Source organism: Salinivibrio sp. MA427, from assembly GCF_001996115.1.
Classification (GTDB): Bacteria; Pseudomonadota; Gammaproteobacteria; order Enterobacterales; family Vibrionaceae; genus Salinivibrio; species Salinivibrio costicola.
Map to the genome: position 1 here is coordinate 1 of NZ_MUFH01000022.1, position 19,942 is coordinate 19,942.

The following is a 19,942-nucleotide window of genomic DNA, read 5'->3' on the forward strand; positions in this document are numbered from 1 at the left end:
CTGTACATTTATTGATCTGCTTCTCAAAATAGAGGCGATAATCGGCAGGCTGACCTTTTTGCTCCAACGCCACCATCTGATAGCCATGACGCACCAGCATGCACATCATCGCGGTAAAGCGGTTGCGTGATTTGACCGCAAGTGTTTGATAGCCAGAAGCCGCTACCCACGCTTCTTGAGCCTGTAGCAGCGCTTTCGCTACCCCTTGACCTCGCGCCGCTTTGGTCACCCCGCCCAGCCAGCTATAAAACTGCGTCTCACTGGTGGCATAGCCTATTTTCGCCCCCACAGGCTCACCGTTTTGATACGCGACGAGTATCAATGCCGTGCGTCCGGCTAATCGCGCGTGGCATTGCTCCAAGGATACACCTGAATCCAACTCGGGCACGCTGTTAAGCACCGTTACCGCCTCCTCTAAGTGCCCAGCACGAATTTCCATCTCACCTCCTCGTATTGACGTAAAAAAGAGCCGCGATGCGACTCTTTATTCTGCTACTGATTAGGACGTTTGCTGCACCGCCCCCGACGGACTCACTTGTGTGATACGTCGGATAATCAGGTTGAGCAACACCCCATACATAGGAATAAACAGCCCCAAACTAATAATCAGCTTAAAGGCGTAGTCGACCAGGGCAATTTCAACCCAGTGCTCCGCCATAAAGGCATCTTGGCTTTGGTAAAACGCAATCGCAAAAAAGGCGAGCGTGTCTGAGGCATTACCAAACAAGGTAGAACAACTCGGCGCCACCCACCATTGGCGCTGTTGGCGTAAGCGATTGAACACATGAATATCTAAAATCTGACCCAGTAGATAGGCCATAAAGCTGGCAATCGCAATCCGAGCCACCGTGAGATTAAACGTGCTCAGTTCCGCGAATCCTTGGTAACTGCCCTGATAAAACAAGACGGATAACACATAGGAAATCAGCAAAGCTGGCATCATCACGAATAAAATGATGCGACGCGCTAACCCAGGGCCATAAATTCTGACAGTCAGATCGGTAGCCAAGAAAATAAACGGAAAGGTAAACGCTCCCCAGGTGGTGTGGAAGCCCCAAACGGTAAAAGGGATCTGCACCAAGTAATTACTGGAGGCAATAATGATAAGATGGAATATCACGAGGTAACTCAGCGCTTTACGCTGCTGAGCGAGAGAAAAGTGGCTCATAGTGCACCTTTTTGTTATTGGGGGCGAGGGAACCCAAAATACTTAGCTACCTATCAACAGGCAGCGCGAGGTGGCGAATTATACAGCAATCAATCGGCGGTGCCAGTGTAATTTAAAGAGGCGGATGACGTATCCACCAGCGCCGCAAGAAGGCTATCACTTCATCACCATCACTCTCCAATGGCTCCAACCATACGCTCTGGGTGTAATGGGCCGCTTTGAGCATCAGACGCGTGCCTTCAAAGTCAATTAGCCAGGTCATCATGTCGGCGTCTTGCTGGCTTTCCAGTACTTGAGCTTGTAACACGTCAAGCAATGGCTGACAGATAACCTCGGCATTATCCGCATCAAGCTGTGGCTGAGAAAATGCCAAGGCACAGTCTGATTCAATCAAAGGCCAATTACTCGGTACCATAACCGTACTCACTGATGCCAAGGTGATCGTCAATTAAATCTAAAAACGCATCGCCGAATTTTTCCAGTTTGCGCTGGCCGACGCCACTGACCGCCAACAGCTCAGCGTGTGAGGAAGGCAGCATCTCGGCCATTTCCATCAAGCTGGCATCGTTAAACACCACATACGGTGGAATATCTTCCTCATCGGCAATCGCTTTACGTAACTTACGCAACTTGGCAAATAGCTTTTTGTCGTAATGGCGCTGACTCAGCTTATTGGCTTTGGTGCGTGGGCTGAGGCCGATACGTGGTACCGCCAATTCAAGCGCCATTTCGCTACGCAATAGTGGCCGCGCTTGTTCAGTCAACTGCAACACCGAGCTGCGGGCAATGTTTTGCACCAGATAACCGCGGTGGATCAATTGGCGAAYAATGCTCACCCAGTATTCATGACTCCACTCTCGCCCGATGCCATAGGTCGATAGCTTGTCGTGACCATGATCTTTAATGCGCTGATTTTGCATTCCGCGCAGCACTTCAACCACATACCCGACCCCGACGCTTTGGTTGACACGGTACACGCACGACAGCGCTTTTTGTGCTTGTTCGGTGCCATCAAAATGGGTGGGCGGGTCGAGACAAATATCACAGTTGCCACACGGGGTTTGGCGGTTCTCACCAAAGTAGTTCAGGAGCACTAAACGGCGACAGGTTTGCGCTTCGGCAAACGCGCCCATCGCAGTCAATTTATGGCTTTCGACCTGCTTTTGTGGCCCCTCGGGCTTTTCTTCCAAACAGCGATGAAGCCACCCCATATCTGAGGGGTCATACAGCAACACCGCTTCAGCCGGTAGTCCGTCTCGTCCGGCACGGCCGGTTTCTTGATAGTAAGACTCAATATTGCGCGGCACATCGTAATGCACCACAAAGCGAACATTGGGCTTGTTAATCCCCATGCCAAATGCCACGGTTGCCACCACAATATTGACATCATCACGTTGGAACGCCTCTTGCACTGATCCGCGCGCCTCAGTGGTCATCCCTGCATGGTAAGCAGCGGCGAGCATATTGTTGTCGCACAGTTTTTGCGCGACCTGCTCAACCCGCTTGCGACTATTGCAATACACAATGCCCGACTGACCGCGTAGGCCAGTTAAAAAATGTACCAATTGCGCTAAGGGTTTATGCTTTTCTAATAGCGTGTAACGAATATTCGGGCGATCAAAGCTGCCCAGATGCACTAGCGGATCGTTCAGGGTAAGGCGAGATAGAATGTCCTCGCGCGTGGTGGCATCAGCGGTCGCCGTCAGCGCCATCACCGGCACATCGGGGAAATGCTGTTTCAGCTGACCCAAAGAGGCATATTCGCGGCGAAAGTCATGTCCCCACTGGGAAATACAGTGCGCTTCATCCACCGCCACTAATCCAAGTTGCCAATCACTTAAGCGATGAAGAAAATCACGGCCCAGGGCACGCTCAGGCGACACATAGAGTAGCTTCACCTCTCCCTGATTTAACGTGCGCAAAGTCTCCGCTTGCGCCTCGGGGGTCATCGCCGAGTTTAAGCAAGCCGCCGTGACGCCATTGGCATTGAGCTGATCGACCTGATCTTTCATCAACGAGATCAAAGGCGAAATCACCACGGTCAAACCATTACGTACCAACGCAGGGATCTGATAGCACAGTGATTTCCCGCCTCCGGTTGGCATAATCACCAAGGCATCACGGCCAGCAATCGCTGCGTCAATCACCGCTTGCTGACCSTCGCGAAATTGATGATAACCAAACACCGCTTTGAGTACCTGGTGGGCAGGACTCGTGGCAGGGTCAATGGTAGCGGCGTCGGTCGCCGTTGGTGTATCGACATGAGCGGGGGTGGCGGACATAATCAAGCTCGTTACTCAAACTGACGCTCATTCTACCGACACCCTCTGACTGATGAAACCCTGAGCACTAAGAAAGGTGCTTGCGCCGGTGCTTACAACTTGTTACATCTAGTCAACATGCATGAATACGCGTTCATTCCTTATCGATACCCATAACGAGAAAACACCGTGATTCCAGATCCGAAACGCGCCCGACAAGGCGTGCTATTAGCCCTYGCAGCTTACATTATGTGGGGAATTGCCCCTATATACTTTAAAACGGTCAACCATATTCCGGCGCCAGAAATCTTGTCGCATCGGATTATTTGGTCGTTTGTCTTTTTGGCATTGCTGCTGTTTTTTACCCGTCGTTTTTATCAGCTTAAACCGATTATCCGCGAGCCGAAAAAGCTGTTGATGTTGATGCTCACCTCTTGCTTTATTGGCTGTAATTGGCTGATTTTTATCTGGGCGATTGTCAATAACCGCATGCTGGATGCCAGCCTTGGCTACTACATTAATCCACTGGTGAACGTGGCGTTGGGGATGATCTTTCTTGGTGAGCGTTTTCGCCGTCTACAGTGGCTTGCCGCCGCGCTGGCGTTGGTGGGGGTATTAGTACAACTGATCACCTTTGGCTCACTGCCTTGGATTGCCCTGGTGCTGGCCACCAGCTTTGCGATTTACGGCTTACTGCGCAAAAAAATCAACTTACCGGCGGTGCCGGGTCTGTTTGTGGAAACCTGCACACTCTTGCCCGTTGCGCTGATTTATCTGTGGCAGTTTGCCGATACACCTAGCGCTAACCTGCTCGATAACCCCATCAGTCTAAATATGCTACTGGCCGCTGCCGGCTTGATCACCACGATACCTTTACTGTGCTTTACCGGCGCCGCCACCCGCTTACCTTTAACGGTATTAGGCTTTTTCCAATACATCGGCCCAAGCTTAATGTTTTTACTCGCCGTCGGCTTGTATGACGAACCTTTCACCCCCGACAAGGCCACGACGTTCGGCTTTATTTGGGCCGCCTTGGCGATATTTAGCGTTGATGCCTATCAGAACAAACGACATCAAGTCACCAACATTAAACGTGCCGCGTTATCAACAGGAAAACCAGAATGAACGAGCTGACTATTCTCGCCACGCTAGCGGGGGTACATATGATTGCGCTGCTCAGCCCCGGGCCCGACTTTGCCTTGGTGCTCCAAAATGCGACCCGTTATGGCCGTGCCACTGGCTTAGCGATTGCGCTAGGGTTATCGCTCAGTATTTTGGCACACACAATATTGAGCATTACCGGCATCAGTCTGTTGGTGCATCAGCACCCACAACTGTTTATGTGGGTACAGGTGGCGGGGGGCAGTGTACTGATGTATTTAGGCCTTAGCGCCATTAAAGGTTTGCTCGCCGCCACCACAGCGCCAGTGCAAACAGCCAATGATGCGCCTGCGGTACGCGGCCAAAAACAGGCCTTTTGGAAAGGGGTGCTGACCAACCTTTTTAACCCGAAAGCCTTGGTGTTTTTTGTTTCGTTGATGAGTACCTTGGTACCGGCCAGCATGTCTGCCAGTGGCAAAGCCATGGCCGTGGCGGTGGTGTTTCTGCTTTCATTAGGGTGGTTTTCTTCGCTCGCCTGGCTGCTATCAGGCAGTCGCGTACAGCAAGTGCTCACCAAAGTCGCCCCAGTTATCGATGGCCTGTGTGCGTTGTTGTTTTTGCTGCTAGGTGGCGCGGTCGTGTGGCAAGCCGGCGTATTCGGCTAACGCCGCGGCTGCAAAAATGCAGGCGATGGAGCAAATACCAATACGCCCAGCCGAGGCTGGGCGTATGTTACGTTTTCTAGCGTTAAGCAGCGGGGATTAAAGCGCTTCCAGTTTGGCGTACTGAGTTACCAACCACTTAATCCCTTCCCCATTAAAGGCGACTTGCACGCGGCTTTGTCCGCCACTGCCTTCAAAGTTGATGATGGTGCCTTCACCAAATTTAGGGTGTTGAACCCGCTGACCCAAACTAAACCCGGTTTGGTTAAAGTTCTCCTGAGTCTGCGTTTTGGAAAAACGACCGCCGCTTGCAGCAGGGCGTGAGACATTGGCACGCATCCGCACTTCTTCCAAGCAGGCCTCGGGCAGCTCGCGTATAAAGCGCGAGATCTTATGGAACATGTCTTTGCCGTACACACGGCGCATTTCTGCATAGGTAAGATAGAGTTTTTCCATCGCTCGCGTCATGCCGACATAGCAAAGGCGACGCTCTTCTTCTAAGCGGCCCGCTTCTTCGGCTGACATCTGGCTGGGGAACATGCCCTCTTCCACCCCAACCATAAAAACTAAGGGGAACTCGAGACCTTTGGCACTGTGCAAGGTCATCAATTGGACCGCGTCATCAAACTCGTCCGCTTGACCTTCACCGGCCTCAAGGGCGGCGTGGGCCAAGAATGCCGACAGCGGTGTCATCCCTTCCGCTTCCGCCTCTTCGGGTGGCGTAAATTGGCGCGTGGCCGTCACCAACTCTTCCAAGTTATCGACGCGTGCTTGCGCTTTTTCGCCTTTTTCTTGCTCGTACATGGCGCGCAAGCCGGAGTGACGGATCACGGCATCGGTTTGTTGATACAGCGCCATGTCACGGGTGTCATCTTCTAGCGCATTGACCAGCTCGATAAACCGGCCCAACGCATTGGCCGCACGCCCTGCCAGCGCTTTTTCGGCCAAAATTTGCTCGGCAGTGTGCCACAAGGTTTGGCCACGATCGCGCGCCGCACCACGAAGCGTCTCAAGAGTGCGATCACCAATCCCCCGAGTGGGCGTGTTCACCACCCGTTCAAACGCCGCATCGTCATTGCGATTCGTCATCAAACGCAAATAGGCCAGCGCGTCTTTGATTTCCTGACGTTCGAAAAAGCGCATGCCACCGTAGATACGATAAGGCAAACCAGCTTGAATTAAGGCTTCTTCCAGCACCCGAGATTGGGCGTTGTTGCGGTATAAAATGGCGCTGTCACTCAGTACGCCCCCTTCGTCTTGCCAGGTTTTAATTTTCCCGACGACAAAGCGCGCTTCATCTAGCTCATTAAACCCGGCATACACCGAAATAGGCTCGCCCTCTTTGCCCTCGGTCCACAGGCTTTTGCCCATCCGGTCGGCGTTGTTTTCAATCAGGGTGTTCGCCGCTTGCAAAATCGTACTGGTCGAGCGGTAGTTTTGCTCCAAACGGATAGTCTGCGGGGTGGTGAAATCGTCAAGAAAACGCTGAATATTTTCGACTTTCGCGCCACGCCAGCCGTAAATGGATTGGTCGTCATCGCCGACAATCATCACTCTAGCCTGTTGACCGGCCATCATGCGTAGCCACGCATATTGGATGTTGTTGGTATCTTGAAACTCATCCACCAAAATGTGCTGGAAACGTGCTTGGTAATGATCACGGATCACCGCTTTATCGCGCAATAACTCTAAGGTTCGCAGCAAGATCTCGGCAAAATCCACCAAACCGGCGCGATCACAGGCTTCTTGATACGCCTGATAAATCCGTAGCCAAGTGCTTTCAACCGGATCATGGCGGGTATCAATGTGCTTGGGACGCAAGCCTTCATCTTTTTTGCCATTGATGTACCAACTCGCTTGCTTGGCGGGCCAGTGTTTTTCATCCAAGTTTTGCGCTTTAATTAACCGGCGTAGCAAGCGCTGCTGATCGTCTGAGTCAAGAATTTGGAAGTCTTGTGGCAGGTTGGCATCCAAATAGTGGGCACGGAGAATACGATGGCAAATGCCGTGGAAGGTGCCACACCACATGCCCGAGGCGGTGCCTTGCATCAATTGCTCAATACGGCCACGCATTTCGGCTGCTGCTTTGTTGGTGAAGGTCACCGCCATCACTGAGAACGGCGACGCCTCTTCCACCCGCATTAGCCAAGCCATACGATGAACCAGCACCCGTGTTTTACCACTACCGGCCCCGGCAAGCACTAAATGGTTGCCAAGCGGCGCGGCCACGGCGTCACGCTGTTTGTCGTTGAGTCCGTCAAGAAGAGTTGATACGTCCATCGCCACCTGCCATTTTACTGGGTATTTATACACTGGTTGGCGATTATACCAGCTCAGCGCTAAATTGCGCGCCCGATAACGATCAGCGCTTCAACCGAGTGAATGGTGGAAATATCAGTACTATGAGTAATATCTGAGCTATGAGTAATACCGGTAGTATGCGTAATATCGCATAGCAGTATCGCGGCCTAACGGTGCCACTGCTGAATTAAGCTATCGAGCTCAGATAAATCATCGATCGCCACATCCGGCAAGGTGCGCCCTTTGTGCATCATGGGTGATTGCCGCTCTGGGCGAATCCAGCATGCTTGCATGCCCGCTTGACGCGCGCCGGCAACATCCGAGCTTAAATGATCGCCGACATGTAGAATGCGCGCTGGGGCGAGGCCCAAGGCCTGCGCGGCTTGAGCAAACATCTCAGGGCTTGGCTTGGCCGCGCCGTGTTCACCGGCACGGAAAATATGCTGGAAAAACGGCGTCATTCCAATCGCATCGGTGTCGACGTTGCCATTGGTGATCGCCACCAATGGCAGCGTCTCGGACCAGGCTTTTAAGTAAGCCAAACTTTGTGCCGGCGGAGTAAAATCACTGCGATAACCGCAGAAGAAGGTCGTAGCCGCTTGGGCTTGGACGCGCGCTTGCTCGGCCGTGAAGCCAACATGCTCACCGGCAAGCGTCAGCTGGGCAACCCGCATCGCGGTCACATCAAAGCGTTGTGCTGGGTTCTGGTCACGCGCTTGGCGACGAAACCCCGCCATCGTCGCGTTATCAAGCGCCGCAATTGGCGGACAATGCTCGCGCAAATAGTCAGTTAACGCCGCCTCGGCGCGTGCGATCACCGGCCAGTTATCGTACAAGGTGTCATCCAAGTCAAAACTCATCGCATCAAACGCCTGTAAGCGACGATAAAATTTCATATCACGACTCCGAGTTCGGTTTTTTATCTGGACCTGATTTGCGCGCTCTGGGATGCGCGGCATCGTACACTTTCGCCAAGTGTTGAAAATCTAAGTGGGTATAAATTTGTGTGGTGCTCAAATCGGCATGGCCGAGTAGCTCTTGCACTGCACGCAGATCCCCCGAAGATTCCAACATATGGGTGGCAAAACTGTGGCGCAATTTATGGGGATTAATATGACTATTGACCGACTGCTTTTGTCCCCACTCTGCCATGCGTTTTTGCACGCTCCGATGCGAGATACGCTGGCCGAGCTTAGAAATAAACAGCGCGTCTTCTGGGCCTTTGAGGAGCTGATTACGGACTTTGAGCCAGTTCATCACCCAGGTTTTTGCCATGCCGGAAAAAGGCACAATGCGCTCTTTTTCTCCTTTACCGATGACACGTAAATCCCCTTTGCGTACTGAGACATCACGGACGTTAAGATCCACCAGCTCGGCCAAACGTAGCCCCGCGCCATACATCAGTTCCATCATCGCCCGATCACGCACCGACAAAGGATCGTCTTCGTCCACTTCGAGCAGCTGATGCATTTCATCCACATCCAAATTTTTCGGGAGATGACGACCTTGTTTCGGCGCCGAGACCCCTTTGGCAGGATTGGCGGCAAGCTGTTCGTCTTGCACCAGATAGTCGAAAAAGCTACGCAGCGCGGACAAACGTAAAGCAATACTGCCCGGTTTCAGCCCATCACGTTTGGCTTGGCTCGAAATTTGTCGCACCCAGTCAGCATCAACATCGGTCCAGTGAGCGATGCCGCGCGCGGTCAGAAAGTCGACAATTTTATCTAACTGGCGCTGATAATTACGCTGGGTATGCGCACTGAGACCACGCTCGCTCAGCTGATATTGATAAAAACGGTCCAAAGGCACCGTCAGTGAGCGCGGTGCGCTGGCAGGTTCGCGAGGTGTCTCGTCGGTCACTGGCTCTCACCTTTTTGCGCCCACTGGCTGCATAAAATGGCTAAATGCGAAGCCAGCTGCTCAAGAAACAGCGTATCCATATCCGGCTGGAAGTGCCCCCCATCTGCACTGGCAAAGCTCAGTAGTCCCCACTCTTTGCCCTCACCTYTAATTGGCACCAAGGCAAATGACCCCAGTTCAGGTGGCTGTGCCATCACCACTTCGGCATCGACTCGGCGCAAACGGCCCAAATAGCAACGGCGTCCGGCAAAGTGATGGTTTTTCAGTTGATCCACCGCTTGACGAGGAATGGCCGTCATCCCCGCAATATCGTGATAAACACAGACACTGACGTTGAGCTGTAATTGCGCACTGAGCGTCTGTAATATTTTTTGCACGTCGTGCGGCTGATTCGTGCGAAGTAGTGCTTGATGCGTCTCAGCAAACGCACGAAATAAGCGATCGTTTTTGGCACCGAGACTCATCAGCTGGGTAATGTCTTCTTCTAACTCTGCGACGCGCTCACGCAAGCGCTTGAGCTGAATTTCGACCAAGGAGACTGCCCCTTGTTCAGCGTGCGGGATGGTTAACCGCGCCAGCAAATCACGCTGACGCAAAAAAAAGTCAGGATTATCAGTTAAATACTCGGCTACCGTATCCTCGCTCAACGGCATGGTTTCCAATGTGGTAGCGTCTATCCCGTGATTCATAATTGCAATTGTCCATCATATACATGTGTTGCAGGCCCGGTCATCGATAAAGGCTGGCCTGGACCACGCCAGAAAATCCGTAAATCGCCGCCCGGTAGCGTGACGGTGACTTGCTCATCCAACAACCCTTGATCGATCCCTACCGCTACCGCGGCACAAGCGCCACTGCCGCAAGCCTGAGTCTCTCCGGCGCCGCGCTCATACACCCGAAGCTTAATCGCATTACGAGAAAGTATCTGCATAAAGCCGGCATTCACACGCTCGGGAAAGCGCTCATGATTTTCAAGTAGCGGCCCCAGCGTCTCGACATCCGCCGTATCAATATCATCGACCACTGTGACGACATGTGGGTTTCCCATGCTCACGGCCCCGACAAATAAAGTCTGTTCCGCTACGCGCATCAAATAGGTCTTTTCTTGTGAATTAGCCCGAAACGGGATCTTGCCCGGCGTGAAAATAGGCTCGCCCATATTCACCCGCACCTGGTTGTCGTTCTCAATATGTAGCCGCATTTTTCCCGCTTGGGTGCTGACATTAACTTGATATTTATTAGTGAGCCCTTTCATGCGCACAAAACGGGCAAAACAACGCGCGCCATTGCCACATTGGGCAACTTCAGACGCATCAGGATTAAAAATCCGATAGTGAAAGTCGGTTTCCGGATCATAAGGCGGCTCCACCACCAGTAGTTGATCAAAGCCGATACCCCGATGACGATCGGCTAAACGCCGGATAAGATCCGGGGAGAAAAACGCATTTTGTGTAACACAGTCAACCACCATAAAGTCGTTGCCCAGTCCGTGCATTTTTGCAAACTGTATCTGCATGCCAATCCTTATTCTGGTAGGCGCTTTTCAAGCTGCCACAGTGACGCCAAGCTTTCACGCTCACGCACTAAGTATGCGTGTTCACCATCGACAACGATTTCGGCAGGACGACAGCGCGAATTATAGTTAGAGGCCATCACAAAGCCATACGCACCCGCTGAACGCACCGCCAACAAATCATCTGGGGCTAATACTAGCGAGCGATTCTTACCTAAATAATCTCCGGTTTCGCACAYCGGACCCACTAAATCGTAGGTTTTGGGCTCTCCTTGACGCGGCACCACCGGAATAATTTCTTGGTAAGCTTGATACAAGGAAGGACGAATTAAGTCGTTCATACCGGCATCAATAATGGCAAAATTCTTATGTTCGCTGTGTTTAAGAAATTCCACCTTGGTGAGCAAGACGCCGGCATTAGCAGCAATGGCACGGCCTGGCTCAAAAATCAGCTCAAGATGGCGATGCTTATCCAAACGCGCCAGCAGCGCTTTGGCATATTCCGAAGGCTGCGGTGGTTTTTCATCACTGTAGGTCACCCCGAGGCCGCCACCAACATCAAGGTGGCGAATCTGAATGCCTTCTTGCGCCAAAGTATCAATTAAGGCCAACAGACGGTCTGTGGACTCAATAAAGGGGGTCAGATCCGTTAGCTGCGAACCGATATGGCAATCAATACCTTCCACCTTCAGGTGGGGCAAACTGGCAGCATAGCGAAAACTATTTAGCGCTTCCCCGAAAGCAATGCCAAATTTATTTTCTTTGAGGCCCGTGGAAATATAAGGGTGCGTATTGGCATCAACATCCGGATTAATGCGCAGAGAGATTGGCGCCTCGACACCCAGCTCGCCCGCCACTTGGTTTAGGCGGTCAAGCTCAGAGTGTGATTCGACATTGAAACATTTTATCCCCACTTCCAGCGCTCGCCGCATTTCAACCGCCGTTTTACCCACTCCTGAAAATACGACCTTCGCCGGATCGCCGCCTGCAACCAAGACGCGTTCCAATTCACCTTGTGACACAATATCAAAACCCGATCCTTGCCGTGCCAGAATATCTAATACGCCAATATTTGAGTTCGCTTTCACGGCATAGCATACAAGATGTGGATGATCGCCCACGGCACAATCAAAAGCATGCCAATGACGCTCCAAGGTCGCGCGCGAGTACACATATAATGGCGTGCCATACTCGTTGGCAAGCTGAGCCAATGGCAATGATTCGGCCCATAGCTGGCCGTCGTCCTGATAATTAAAGTAATCCAAGGTGTTCGTCCCTGTTGTCGTGGGTTATTGATTTTGCGTCGGTTGTTCGTCCGGATAATGCAGGGGCCCTTGTTGGCCACAGCCGGTCAGTGTCATGATGCCTGTGAGTATCAATAAAATGACGAGTTTTCGCATAGTGAATGCCAGTGATTATCGAGTCAATGCCCTCTATAATCGCATCACAACCATGAAAAGCAATAGGATATAACGGGATGAATACAACGGAATATCATCAGCTAGTCGATTTGCAAATGCAGGCCATCGAAGAAGGTATCGATGACTCAGGCGCCGACATCGATTATGAGAGTGTCGGCAATGTGATGACACTCGAATTTGACGATGGCAGCCAGATCATCATTAACCGTCAAGAGCCGATGCAAGAAATTTGGGTCGCGTCAAAAGGTGGCGGTTTTCATTTCGCGTTAAAAGAGGGCGAGTGGACGTGCAGCAAGACCGGCTTAATCTTAATGGATTTAGTCCAACAAGAGTGCAGCAGGCATGCTGGAGAGCCGGTATCTTGGTGATCTGAAGCAGGCGCTAACAATGCCCAGAGAGCGCACTAAAAAGCCGCTCTCTGGGTTATTTAAATGACGCCACTTGTCCACTAAAGCCATCGTGAGGTGGTTGGCGAGGCGGCTGCCATTGTGTATCGCACTTAAAAGGTAACGCCTGTGGCTCACCGCGATCATCGGTGACAATCTGATAAAACTGCGGCAAGTTAAAGTTAATAAAATTAGCACTGTAGCTATAACGGTCGTGAGAGGAGGTATAAAAACGGTTCACGCCCTGTACCATCTCTGTTTTATCACCACTGCACTGGCGGTACACTTCAACGCGATTGCTCTCATCAAGAATATAAAGATTGTAGCCATTGGCGCAGTCTTCAAAGAAAAACTGCACCAAGCCTTCACTGGCGTAGGCATCGACGACCGCGGGTGGGTGCACATCTTGCGGATTATCCACCACCATCACCGGCGTGCCATTCACTTTATTCGTGGAAATGCAGCGATAAAAATCGACCGAATTTTCTAAACGTTGCACGGACACGCCACGACGTTCAAAGAACAAGCCGTGCGTTTGCGATCCAATACGCAACGCTTTGAATCGACGCCGTTTTTCCTTTTCAACCGGTTTTAGCCTAAGTTCAATGCATTCCGCCACCAGTTGGTAGACCAAGTTGCGGATCAGGCCGCGCATTTTACTCGAATAGCAGAACACATCGACCGATTCAGGTGGCACCGCATCTTGGTGCATTTTTCCTAACATGGTTTTCAGCGCTTCAAGAATCGCATCATCACCGCGATAGTTGAGTGTCCGGACCTCATTCCACGAGTTGCGATAGACCAAATCAACACTGCCCACCAGGCAGGTTTGCTCGGGGCCATAGCTAAAGATATCGCTATTTTTAAAATCAAACCGCATCGATGGTTTTTTATACGCCGACGTCGGGTCTTGCTCTAAGTTAATAAACAAGGCGAGCTGACGAATTTCACAGGGGCTTGATAACGCGTCCAAGGTTGGGCGTGGCGGCCGCAGAGAGAAGGTGTTGCGAATGTCACTGACCAATTGATACAGGGTATCAATATCAACGTCTGCATCACGTACTACGGTGTGCAAATGCGTCGACTCGGTCAGTAAACCATTAAAAAACGCCCAAGCGATCAGCTTAGACAGATAGCTGTTATGCTCCAGTGGCGCACGACCGATGATGTCAACCGGATCCAGGGAATGTTTATATAAATACCATCCCGGTCGATTCGTTCGCCCTTCGGGCACTTGAATCAAGGTCAGGTTTGGCTCGTGCAGATCCGGTGAAATCTGCGGATTCAGCAAGGTCACTTTACCCGGTAGCTCTTCAAACGCGGCATAAAGCTTACGCGCTAACGTACTAATATCTTGCGGGCTGATCGCCGAGGTGATGTCATTGCGGCGCGCAAAGCGAATCAAATTACGATAGCTTTGCATTAACGCATCAAGCAGCTCGTTGTGTGCGTACTGCACTTCCTCAACTTTCCAGTGACGGCGGTTATCCAGATACGTCAACGCCTGCTCGTCCCAGCCCCACTCATGAGCCAATAGACGCAGCACGTCACGCCGCCATGCCACTGAGCCGGTCGACGGTGACTGCGTTAATTTTTCATGGGTTTTGAGATAAAAACAGCGACGGACAAGGTCTAAGCGGCGGGCGTCGCCAATTGACTCGAGGTAGCGCGTCACTTTTTCCAACATCAGGTAATACGCATCGGACTGGTATACATCAACCCAGCCGGCATAAAAGCGGCGCTTACCATCAACACTTAGTAGTTGGGTGCCAGGGTACTGCCACGAGTACGCTTCAAGTAATATCGCTTTGAGTACCGATTTATACGGTGAATCGATACTTTTATAAAGCTGCCACAAGCTCGAGCCGAAGTATTCTTCCGCCGGGATGGTCGGCAGGCCACCAAAATCGACCCAATCACGTCGGTCAAGACCATGGTCTGCCACCAAGGTATCGACATAGTCGTCGTAACAGTCTTCCATTTCTGGCGGGACCATGTACCAAAGCAGCTTTTGCCCCGCAACACGCATTGACGAACGATAAAATTCATCAAGCAACAAAAAGTGCTGACTGGTACCACAGTTATCACTGGTCATGGTTTGGCTGAGGTGATGGCGGAACCGCCCTTCACACACTAAAAAGAAGTTGGCTTCAACCCCTTGGTTTAGCGCCCATTCGGAAATCGCCATGCACTTGGCATCGAGTTTATCACGCTGGGCGGTGGTGACGGCAGCATCAATGCATACCCAGATATCCAGATCACTGGTGAGGCTTTGTCCCATCGAGCCGGTACTGCCCATGGTATACATGCCTTTAATCGGATGACGACGACGTTCATCAACGCATGCAGTTAAAGAGGAGAAGCGCGTCTTTGAGTGGATCAGGCAGTCAGAGACAAACTCACGTTGTGTCTCGTCAAGCTGATAATCAGCGATACCAAAAGGCACACTGTCGCCACAAAACCCGGGCAATGCGGGGTGGTTGAGATGTAAAAGCACTGGCAGCACATCAAAAATGGCTTGAGCTTGACGACTCATTGCTGACCGCGCGCGATCCATTCTCACGCGGTTAAACGCCTCTATGCGCTCAGTTTGCTGTTGTACGTATGTTTGCAAGGCAATCATCCAGATTCGTTGACATCCTGGTCAACAGGTCGACGTTACTGTCTTCACCGTATCCGCCCAATTGCAGATAACAAAACGTGATCAATGTAACACTCTCGACAACTCGGGTAAAGTCAATAACCCCGATGCCTGTGTGGTGAGATTCGTGACGCACTATAGGCGCTTTTTGAGACCAATATCAACTTTTACGCTCTACTACCTTAGTCGTAACTTTCACTTTGTGCCGCCCAACGATCTCACTATTTGCGTAAATAATACGCTATCGATCACATTTTTTCACCTATATGACGATAAGCCCATCATAAATCTCGAAAGCGATTGACGACTATTACGAGCCACCCAATGGCAATGATACGATGGTGGTTATGAATCAAGAAGGAAGCAACACCATGTACTCAACACCCGTGCGCATTGCCACACGCAAAAGTCCTTTGGCGCTCTGGCAAGCGGAWTTTGTTAAAGAAGCACTCGAAGCTTCCCATCCTGGCTTGACCGTCGAGCTCGTGCCTATGGTCACTAAAGGTGACGTGATTCTGGACACGCCCCTCGCTAAAATCGGTGGTAAAGGCTTGTTTATTAAAGAGCTTGAACAAGCAATGCTTGACGGCCGCGCGGATATTGCCGTGCACTCGATGAAAGATGTCCCGGTTGAGTTTCCAGAAGGGCTGGGATTGGTCACCATCTGTGAGCGCGGTGACCCACGCGATGCTTTCGTCTCTAACCATTACAACAGCATTGATGATTTACCCGAAGGGGCTGTCGTCGGCACGTCTAGCCTGCGCCGCGAATCACAACTACGTGAACGTCGCCCGGATCTGATCATTAATACCTTACGCGGCAATGTCGGCACCCGCCTAGGGAAATTGGATGATGGTCAGTATGATGCGATCGTTCTCGCCGCCGCTGGGTTAAAACGGTTAGGTTTACATGAACGCATACGTAATGAAATTCCACCAGAAGTCATCTTGCCGGCGGTTGGGCAAGGTGCCGTGGGTATCGAGTGTCGATTGGATGATGAACGTATTCGGACCTTATTGGCCCCCCTTTCTGATGCCAGCACCACACAACGTGTACTTTGTGAACGCGCGATGAATAATCGTCTTGAAGGCGGATGCCAAGTGCCTATTGGCAGCTATTCGGAAATTCAAGGCGACAAAATTTGGTTGCGCGCCTTAGTGGGCGAACCGGATGGCTCGACCATCTTACGTGCCGAAATCACCGGCCCATTAGAGAAAGGGGAAGCACTAGGGACAGATTTAGCCGAGCAGCTTCTCGCTCAAGGTGCGCGCCAAATTCTGGATAAACTTTATCAAGACGACGCATGACCACGGTTATCGTTCGCCCCGAGCCAGACTGTAGTGAGTTAGTCGATCAGCTTACCCGACAAGGGCTGGCGGCGATCGCCTGCCCGCTACTCAGTTTTGCGCCGGGGCGAGACTTACCAACCTTCGCCACCTTGCTCGGCTCACTGCCCGCCGACAGCATCTTGGTCGCAGTGAGCCCACGCGCCGTGGCCTTTGCGCATCAGGCATTGCAACGCCAGGAGATGGCCTGGCCCAGTGATTGTCATTATGTTGCCGTCGGGCAACGCACTGCTCATGAGTGGCAAGCCGTCTGCGGCCAGCCTGTCCAATACCCGGTCCGCGAAGACAGTGAGGGCATGCTAGCACTGGCTCCATTTATGGCGGTGAAGGGGGCGCAGGTGGTGATTCTTCGCGGTGACAGTGGCCGCGATATGATGGCAAAAACACTCAGCGATCAAGGCGCGCAAGTTCACTATTGCGAGACCTATCGGCGACAATGGGCCATTGAGCCTTTAGTATCGCAAGTAGTAAGCTGGCCTAAAGACACTATCGACACCGTGGTGATCACCAGTGGCCAACAATTAGCCTACTTTGATCAACTTATCACATTAAGCGGACAGCACTGGCTGCGCCAATGCCGTATACTGGTGCCCAGTAAAAGGATTCAAGATCAAGCCACAGGGCTCGATTTTGACACGATTACGACCGTTGACAGCGTGGCCAATTCAGCCCTAGTTCACACGCTGCTCAGGTTAAGTAAAACGGGACTTTCGGATGACTGACAACAAAAACACCGACACCAAATCAAACAAGGCTACGACGCCCTCGTCACCCAAGACACACGCCACGGATGCCTCCTCATCAGGGAAAACAGCAAAAAAAAGCGCATCATCAGGAGGACGTGGCGGTATTGTTCTTGGCGCGATTGCCATCGCGATAGCACTCGGCTCGAGTGGATGGGTGTTCTATCATGGGCACCAGCAAGCGACTGTTTTACAAAACACAGTATCGGCGCAACAATCTAAAATTGCTAACCTTGAACAATCCCTTAGCCAGCAACAAAAAGCCGCTGAAAAAGCGAGAGAGCAACTTGAGGACGCCACTACAACACGACTTAATCAACAAGATAGCAGCCTGAAGAGTCTGCAAAAGGCAATGGCCGATGTGAAAGGCCGCCGACCTAACGATTGGTTACTTGCGGAAGCGGATTATTTAATTCGTATGGCAGGGCGCAAAGTGTGGCTTGAGCACGATGCGCAAAGCGCCACAGCGCTGATGGAAGCAGCAGATCATCGCATTGCCCAGCTCAACGACCCGTCGTTGGTACCGATTCGCCAAGCGTTAGCTGACGATATAACGGCTTTAAAAGCGGTCAAGCGGGTGGATAAAGATGGCATAGTGTTGCGCTTAACGAGCATGCAACGACAAGTCGAGGACTTACCCCTTGCCAGCGCGGTGATCCCTGAGGCAGAGGAAACGCAAGCTCCGGTGGTGAGCGAGTCGATCAACGATTGGCAAGCAAACCTGACCACCTCACTGAAAGGATTTGTTGATGATTTCATTACCTACCGCAAACGCGACGGTAATGTGGTGCCACTGCTCTCGCCGACACAAAGCTATTATTTGCAAGAGAACCTAAAAAACAAGCTCGATCAAGCCATGCGGGCTGTCTATCAAGGGAATGACACCCTCTATCATGAAGCACTTGGCATGGCCCAAGACTGGGCGCTGCGCTTTTATAATCAGGATGCTAACGCCACCCGCCGTTTTGTTGAGCAACTCAACGCCCTGAACGAACAGCGTATTGGGGTCGACCTTCCGCAAAAGCTCAGCAGCCAAACGCTCGTCAGTGATGAGATTGATACCCGATTGCGCCGAGATATTGCACCGCTAACAGGAGGCCAATCATGATACGACTGCTGTTACTTGTCCTCGTTTTGGCGGCAGGCTTGGTGGTTGGCCCACAACTGGCTGGTCACCAAGGCTACGTGCTCATTTCAGCGGCCCAGCAAACCATTGAAATGAGCGTTACAACCCTCTTAGTGCTCATCGCCGCGCTCATTGCAGTGCTCTGGGCCCTAGAGTGGGTGCTAAGAAAACTCTTTTCGATGAGCAGTACTGCCAGTGGTTGGTTATCCGGCCGGAAACAGCGTAAAGCTCGCCAGCAGACCCAGACTGGCTTAATGAAATTACGCGAGGGCGAGTGGAAAAAGGCGGAAAAGCTCCTCGCTAAAGCGCGCTCACATAGTGATGCTCCCATGCACAACTTGCTCGCCGCCGCAGAAGCGGCACAACAACGCCAAGATTTACATGCGCGGGATCAGTACCTACAACACGCCGCTGATATCAATGCCAACAGTTTAGCGCTCGCCCTCACTCGCGCCCAGTTACACAGCCAAAGCGGGCAGTATGAGCAAGCATTGGCCTCACTGCGGGCAATAAAACGCCAACACCCACGCAACCCTGTGATGCTGTCCCTGTTGAAAGAGACCTATATCCAATTAGAAGATTGGTCAGCGTTGCTCAACCTTCTTCCAACGCTAAAAAAAGCACAGCTGCTCAATAGTGAACAACTTGACGTATTGTATGAGCGTGCCGAGCTTGGCGTTATGTCGCATGTTGCCAGTCAGAAAGGGGCAGAAGGGCTGCTTGCGCATTGGAACCAACTGCCGAAGGCCAAACGTAACCAACCCGCACTGCTCGCTGGATTAGTGCATCATTTGTCGGCGCGAAATGCCGATTCTGAAGCCTACATCTTATTGCGTGAAACCTTGAAAAAGCGGCCCGATGATCGCTTGATTGCACTGATCCCTACGCTCAACTTACCCGACAGTTATCCGGCCGTGGTCATGCTAGAAGAGTTGCTAACCCGCGATAGCCATAATCCAGTTGTTCACAGCGCGCTGGGCCAGCTGCTGATGCAAGCAGGCAAATGGCAAGATGCGCGCAGCCACTTTGAGCAAGCACTCGAATACCGTACTGATGTCAGTGATTATGCCTACCTTGCCGATGTGTTAGATAAACTCAACCAAGGACAAGCGGCCAGCGATATCTCGCGCACCGCCTTAAAAATGGCACTGCCCGAGCGTCCGCCCGCAGCATAATACGCCTGACAGTAACAAAAACGCCCCATCATAAAATGGGGCGTTTTTGTCGATGCGATGCCATCACGTATCGCTTCTGTGGTTAACCTTACTGCTTCTGTGGTTAACCTTACTATCAAAGCTAACCCCAGTTTGCCGACTCGCTATCCTTTTTTACACAATACATTGAGCGCTGCCACTTGATTACGCGTGACCACCGTGCCCGTATTGGCATCAACACCCTGGGCGCCTTGTACCC

General features: G+C 51.8%; 19 protein-coding genes. 7 read left to right on the forward strand and 12 right to left on the reverse strand.

The annotated features are described in order from the left end of the window. The 4 genes from BZG79_RS03570 to recQ all read right to left on the reverse strand — a co-directional run. A partial coding sequence (locus tag BZG79_RS03570; RefSeq protein ID WP_108743225.1) for a GNAT family N-acetyltransferase occupies positions 1 to 439 on the reverse strand: 439 nt, incomplete at its 3' end. Between the two features lie 60 nt (positions 440 to 499). Beyond that, positions 500 to 1,168, reverse strand: coding sequence for a 7-cyano-7-deazaguanine/7-aminomethyl-7-deazaguanine transporter (locus tag BZG79_RS03575; RefSeq protein WP_077773737.1), 669 nt, complete (start codon positions 1,166 to 1,168; stop codon positions 500 to 502). Between the two features lie 112 nt (positions 1,169 to 1,280). Continuing rightward, positions 1,281 to 1,583, reverse strand: coding sequence for a DUF3630 family protein (locus tag BZG79_RS03580; protein WP_077461686.1), 303 nt, complete (start codon positions 1,581 to 1,583; stop codon positions 1,281 to 1,283). After that, on the reverse strand, positions 1,570 to 3,450 hold the full coding sequence (gene recQ / locus BZG79_RS03585; protein WP_077773738.1) for an ATP-dependent DNA helicase RecQ: 1,881 nt from the start codon (positions 3,448 to 3,450) through the stop codon (positions 1,570 to 1,572). Before recQ ends, BZG79_RS03580 begins: the two co-directional genes overlap by 14 nt. 168 nt (positions 3,451 to 3,618) lie before the next feature. Here recQ and rarD point away from each other — a divergent pair, with 168 nt between their 5' ends. Next, positions 3,619 to 4,554, forward strand: coding sequence for an EamA family transporter RarD (rarD, locus tag BZG79_RS03590; protein ID WP_199877525.1), 936 nt, complete (start codon positions 3,619 to 3,621; stop codon positions 4,552 to 4,554). Then, a complete protein-coding gene (locus BZG79_RS03595) occupies positions 4,551 to 5,195 on the forward strand; it encodes a LysE family translocator (protein ID WP_077773739.1) in 645 nt (214 codons plus the stop codon). Before rarD ends, BZG79_RS03595 begins: the two co-directional genes overlap by 4 nt. Positions 5,196 to 5,291: 96 nt before the next feature. On the opposite strand, the gene uvrD is transcribed toward BZG79_RS03595, so the two are convergent. The 7 genes from uvrD to BZG79_RS16600 all read right to left on the reverse strand — a co-directional run bounded on the left by uvrD (position 5,292) and on the right by BZG79_RS16600 (position 12,266). Then, positions 5,292 to 7,472, reverse strand: coding sequence for a DNA helicase II (gene uvrD / locus BZG79_RS03600; protein WP_077773740.1), 2,181 nt, complete (start codon positions 7,470 to 7,472; stop codon positions 5,292 to 5,294). A gap of 188 nt (positions 7,473 to 7,660) precedes the next feature. Beyond that, the gene (locus BZG79_RS03605) at positions 7,661 to 8,389 is read right to left on the reverse strand and encodes an HAD-IA family hydrolase (protein ID WP_158011547.1); all 729 of its coding nucleotides are present in this window, start codon (positions 8,387 to 8,389) and stop codon (positions 7,661 to 7,663) included. Position 8,390: 1 nt separating this feature from the next. Beyond that, positions 8,391 to 9,353, reverse strand: a complete 963-nt coding sequence (gene xerC, locus BZG79_RS03610; protein WP_021022157.1) for a tyrosine recombinase XerC — start codon at positions 9,351 to 9,353, stop codon at positions 8,391 to 8,393. Beyond that, positions 9,350 to 10,042 (reverse strand): DUF484 family protein, encoded by a 693-nt coding sequence (locus BZG79_RS03615; RefSeq protein WP_077773741.1) that lies wholly within the window; start codon positions 10,040 to 10,042, stop codon positions 9,350 to 9,352. The genes xerC and BZG79_RS03615 overlap by 4 nt, the downstream gene beginning before the upstream one ends. Further along, on the reverse strand, positions 10,039 to 10,869 hold the full coding sequence (dapF, locus tag BZG79_RS03620) for a diaminopimelate epimerase (protein ID WP_021022159.1): 831 nt from the start codon (positions 10,867 to 10,869) through the stop codon (positions 10,039 to 10,041). Before dapF ends, BZG79_RS03615 begins: the two co-directional genes overlap by 4 nt. An 8-nt stretch (positions 10,870 to 10,877) precedes the next feature. Next, the gene (lysA, locus tag BZG79_RS03625) at positions 10,878 to 12,131 is read right to left on the reverse strand and encodes a diaminopimelate decarboxylase (protein ID WP_077773742.1); all 1,254 of its coding nucleotides are present in this window, start codon (positions 12,129 to 12,131) and stop codon (positions 10,878 to 10,880) included. A gap of 24 nt (positions 12,132 to 12,155) precedes the next feature. Then, on the reverse strand, positions 12,156 to 12,266 hold the full coding sequence (locus BZG79_RS16600) for a lipoprotein (protein WP_236719551.1): 111 nt from the start codon (positions 12,264 to 12,266) through the stop codon (positions 12,156 to 12,158). 77 nt (positions 12,267 to 12,343) lie between these two features. Between BZG79_RS16600 and cyaY the strand changes: the two genes are divergently transcribed. Beyond that, the gene (cyaY, locus tag BZG79_RS03630; protein ID WP_021022161.1) at positions 12,344 to 12,655 is read left to right on the forward strand and encodes an iron donor protein CyaY; all 312 of its coding nucleotides are present in this window, start codon (positions 12,344 to 12,346) and stop codon (positions 12,653 to 12,655) included. A gap of 55 nt (positions 12,656 to 12,710) precedes the next feature. Here the strand turns inward: cyaY and BZG79_RS03635 are convergent, their stop codons facing one another. Then, on the reverse strand, positions 12,711 to 15,296 hold the full coding sequence (locus BZG79_RS03635; protein WP_077461694.1) for a class I adenylate cyclase: 2,586 nt from the start codon (positions 15,294 to 15,296) through the stop codon (positions 12,711 to 12,713). Positions 15,297 to 15,685: 389 nt separating this feature from the next. Here BZG79_RS03635 and hemC point away from each other — a divergent pair, with 389 nt between their 5' ends. Genes hemC through BZG79_RS03655 form a run of 4 tightly spaced genes read left to right on the forward strand, consistent with a single transcriptional unit; the run spans position 15,686 to position 19,704 of the window. Further along, complete coding sequence (gene hemC / locus BZG79_RS03640) at positions 15,686 to 16,621, forward strand: hydroxymethylbilane synthase (RefSeq protein ID WP_077773744.1); 936 nt, start codon at positions 15,686 to 15,688, stop codon at positions 16,619 to 16,621. Continuing rightward, positions 16,618 to 17,382, forward strand: a complete 765-nt coding sequence (locus BZG79_RS03645; protein ID WP_077661534.1) for a uroporphyrinogen-III synthase — start codon at positions 16,618 to 16,620, stop codon at positions 17,380 to 17,382. The genes hemC and BZG79_RS03645 overlap by 4 nt, the downstream gene beginning before the upstream one ends. After that, positions 17,375 to 18,511, forward strand: coding sequence for a uroporphyrinogen-III C-methyltransferase (locus BZG79_RS03650; RefSeq protein ID WP_077577295.1), 1,137 nt, complete (start codon positions 17,375 to 17,377; stop codon positions 18,509 to 18,511). Before BZG79_RS03645 ends, BZG79_RS03650 begins: the two co-directional genes overlap by 8 nt. Next, the gene (locus tag BZG79_RS03655; RefSeq protein ID WP_077577296.1) at positions 18,508 to 19,704 is read left to right on the forward strand and encodes a heme biosynthesis HemY N-terminal domain-containing protein; all 1,197 of its coding nucleotides are present in this window, start codon (positions 18,508 to 18,510) and stop codon (positions 19,702 to 19,704) included. The genes BZG79_RS03650 and BZG79_RS03655 overlap by 4 nt, the downstream gene beginning before the upstream one ends. Positions 19,705 to 19,942: the final 238 nt, after the last annotated feature.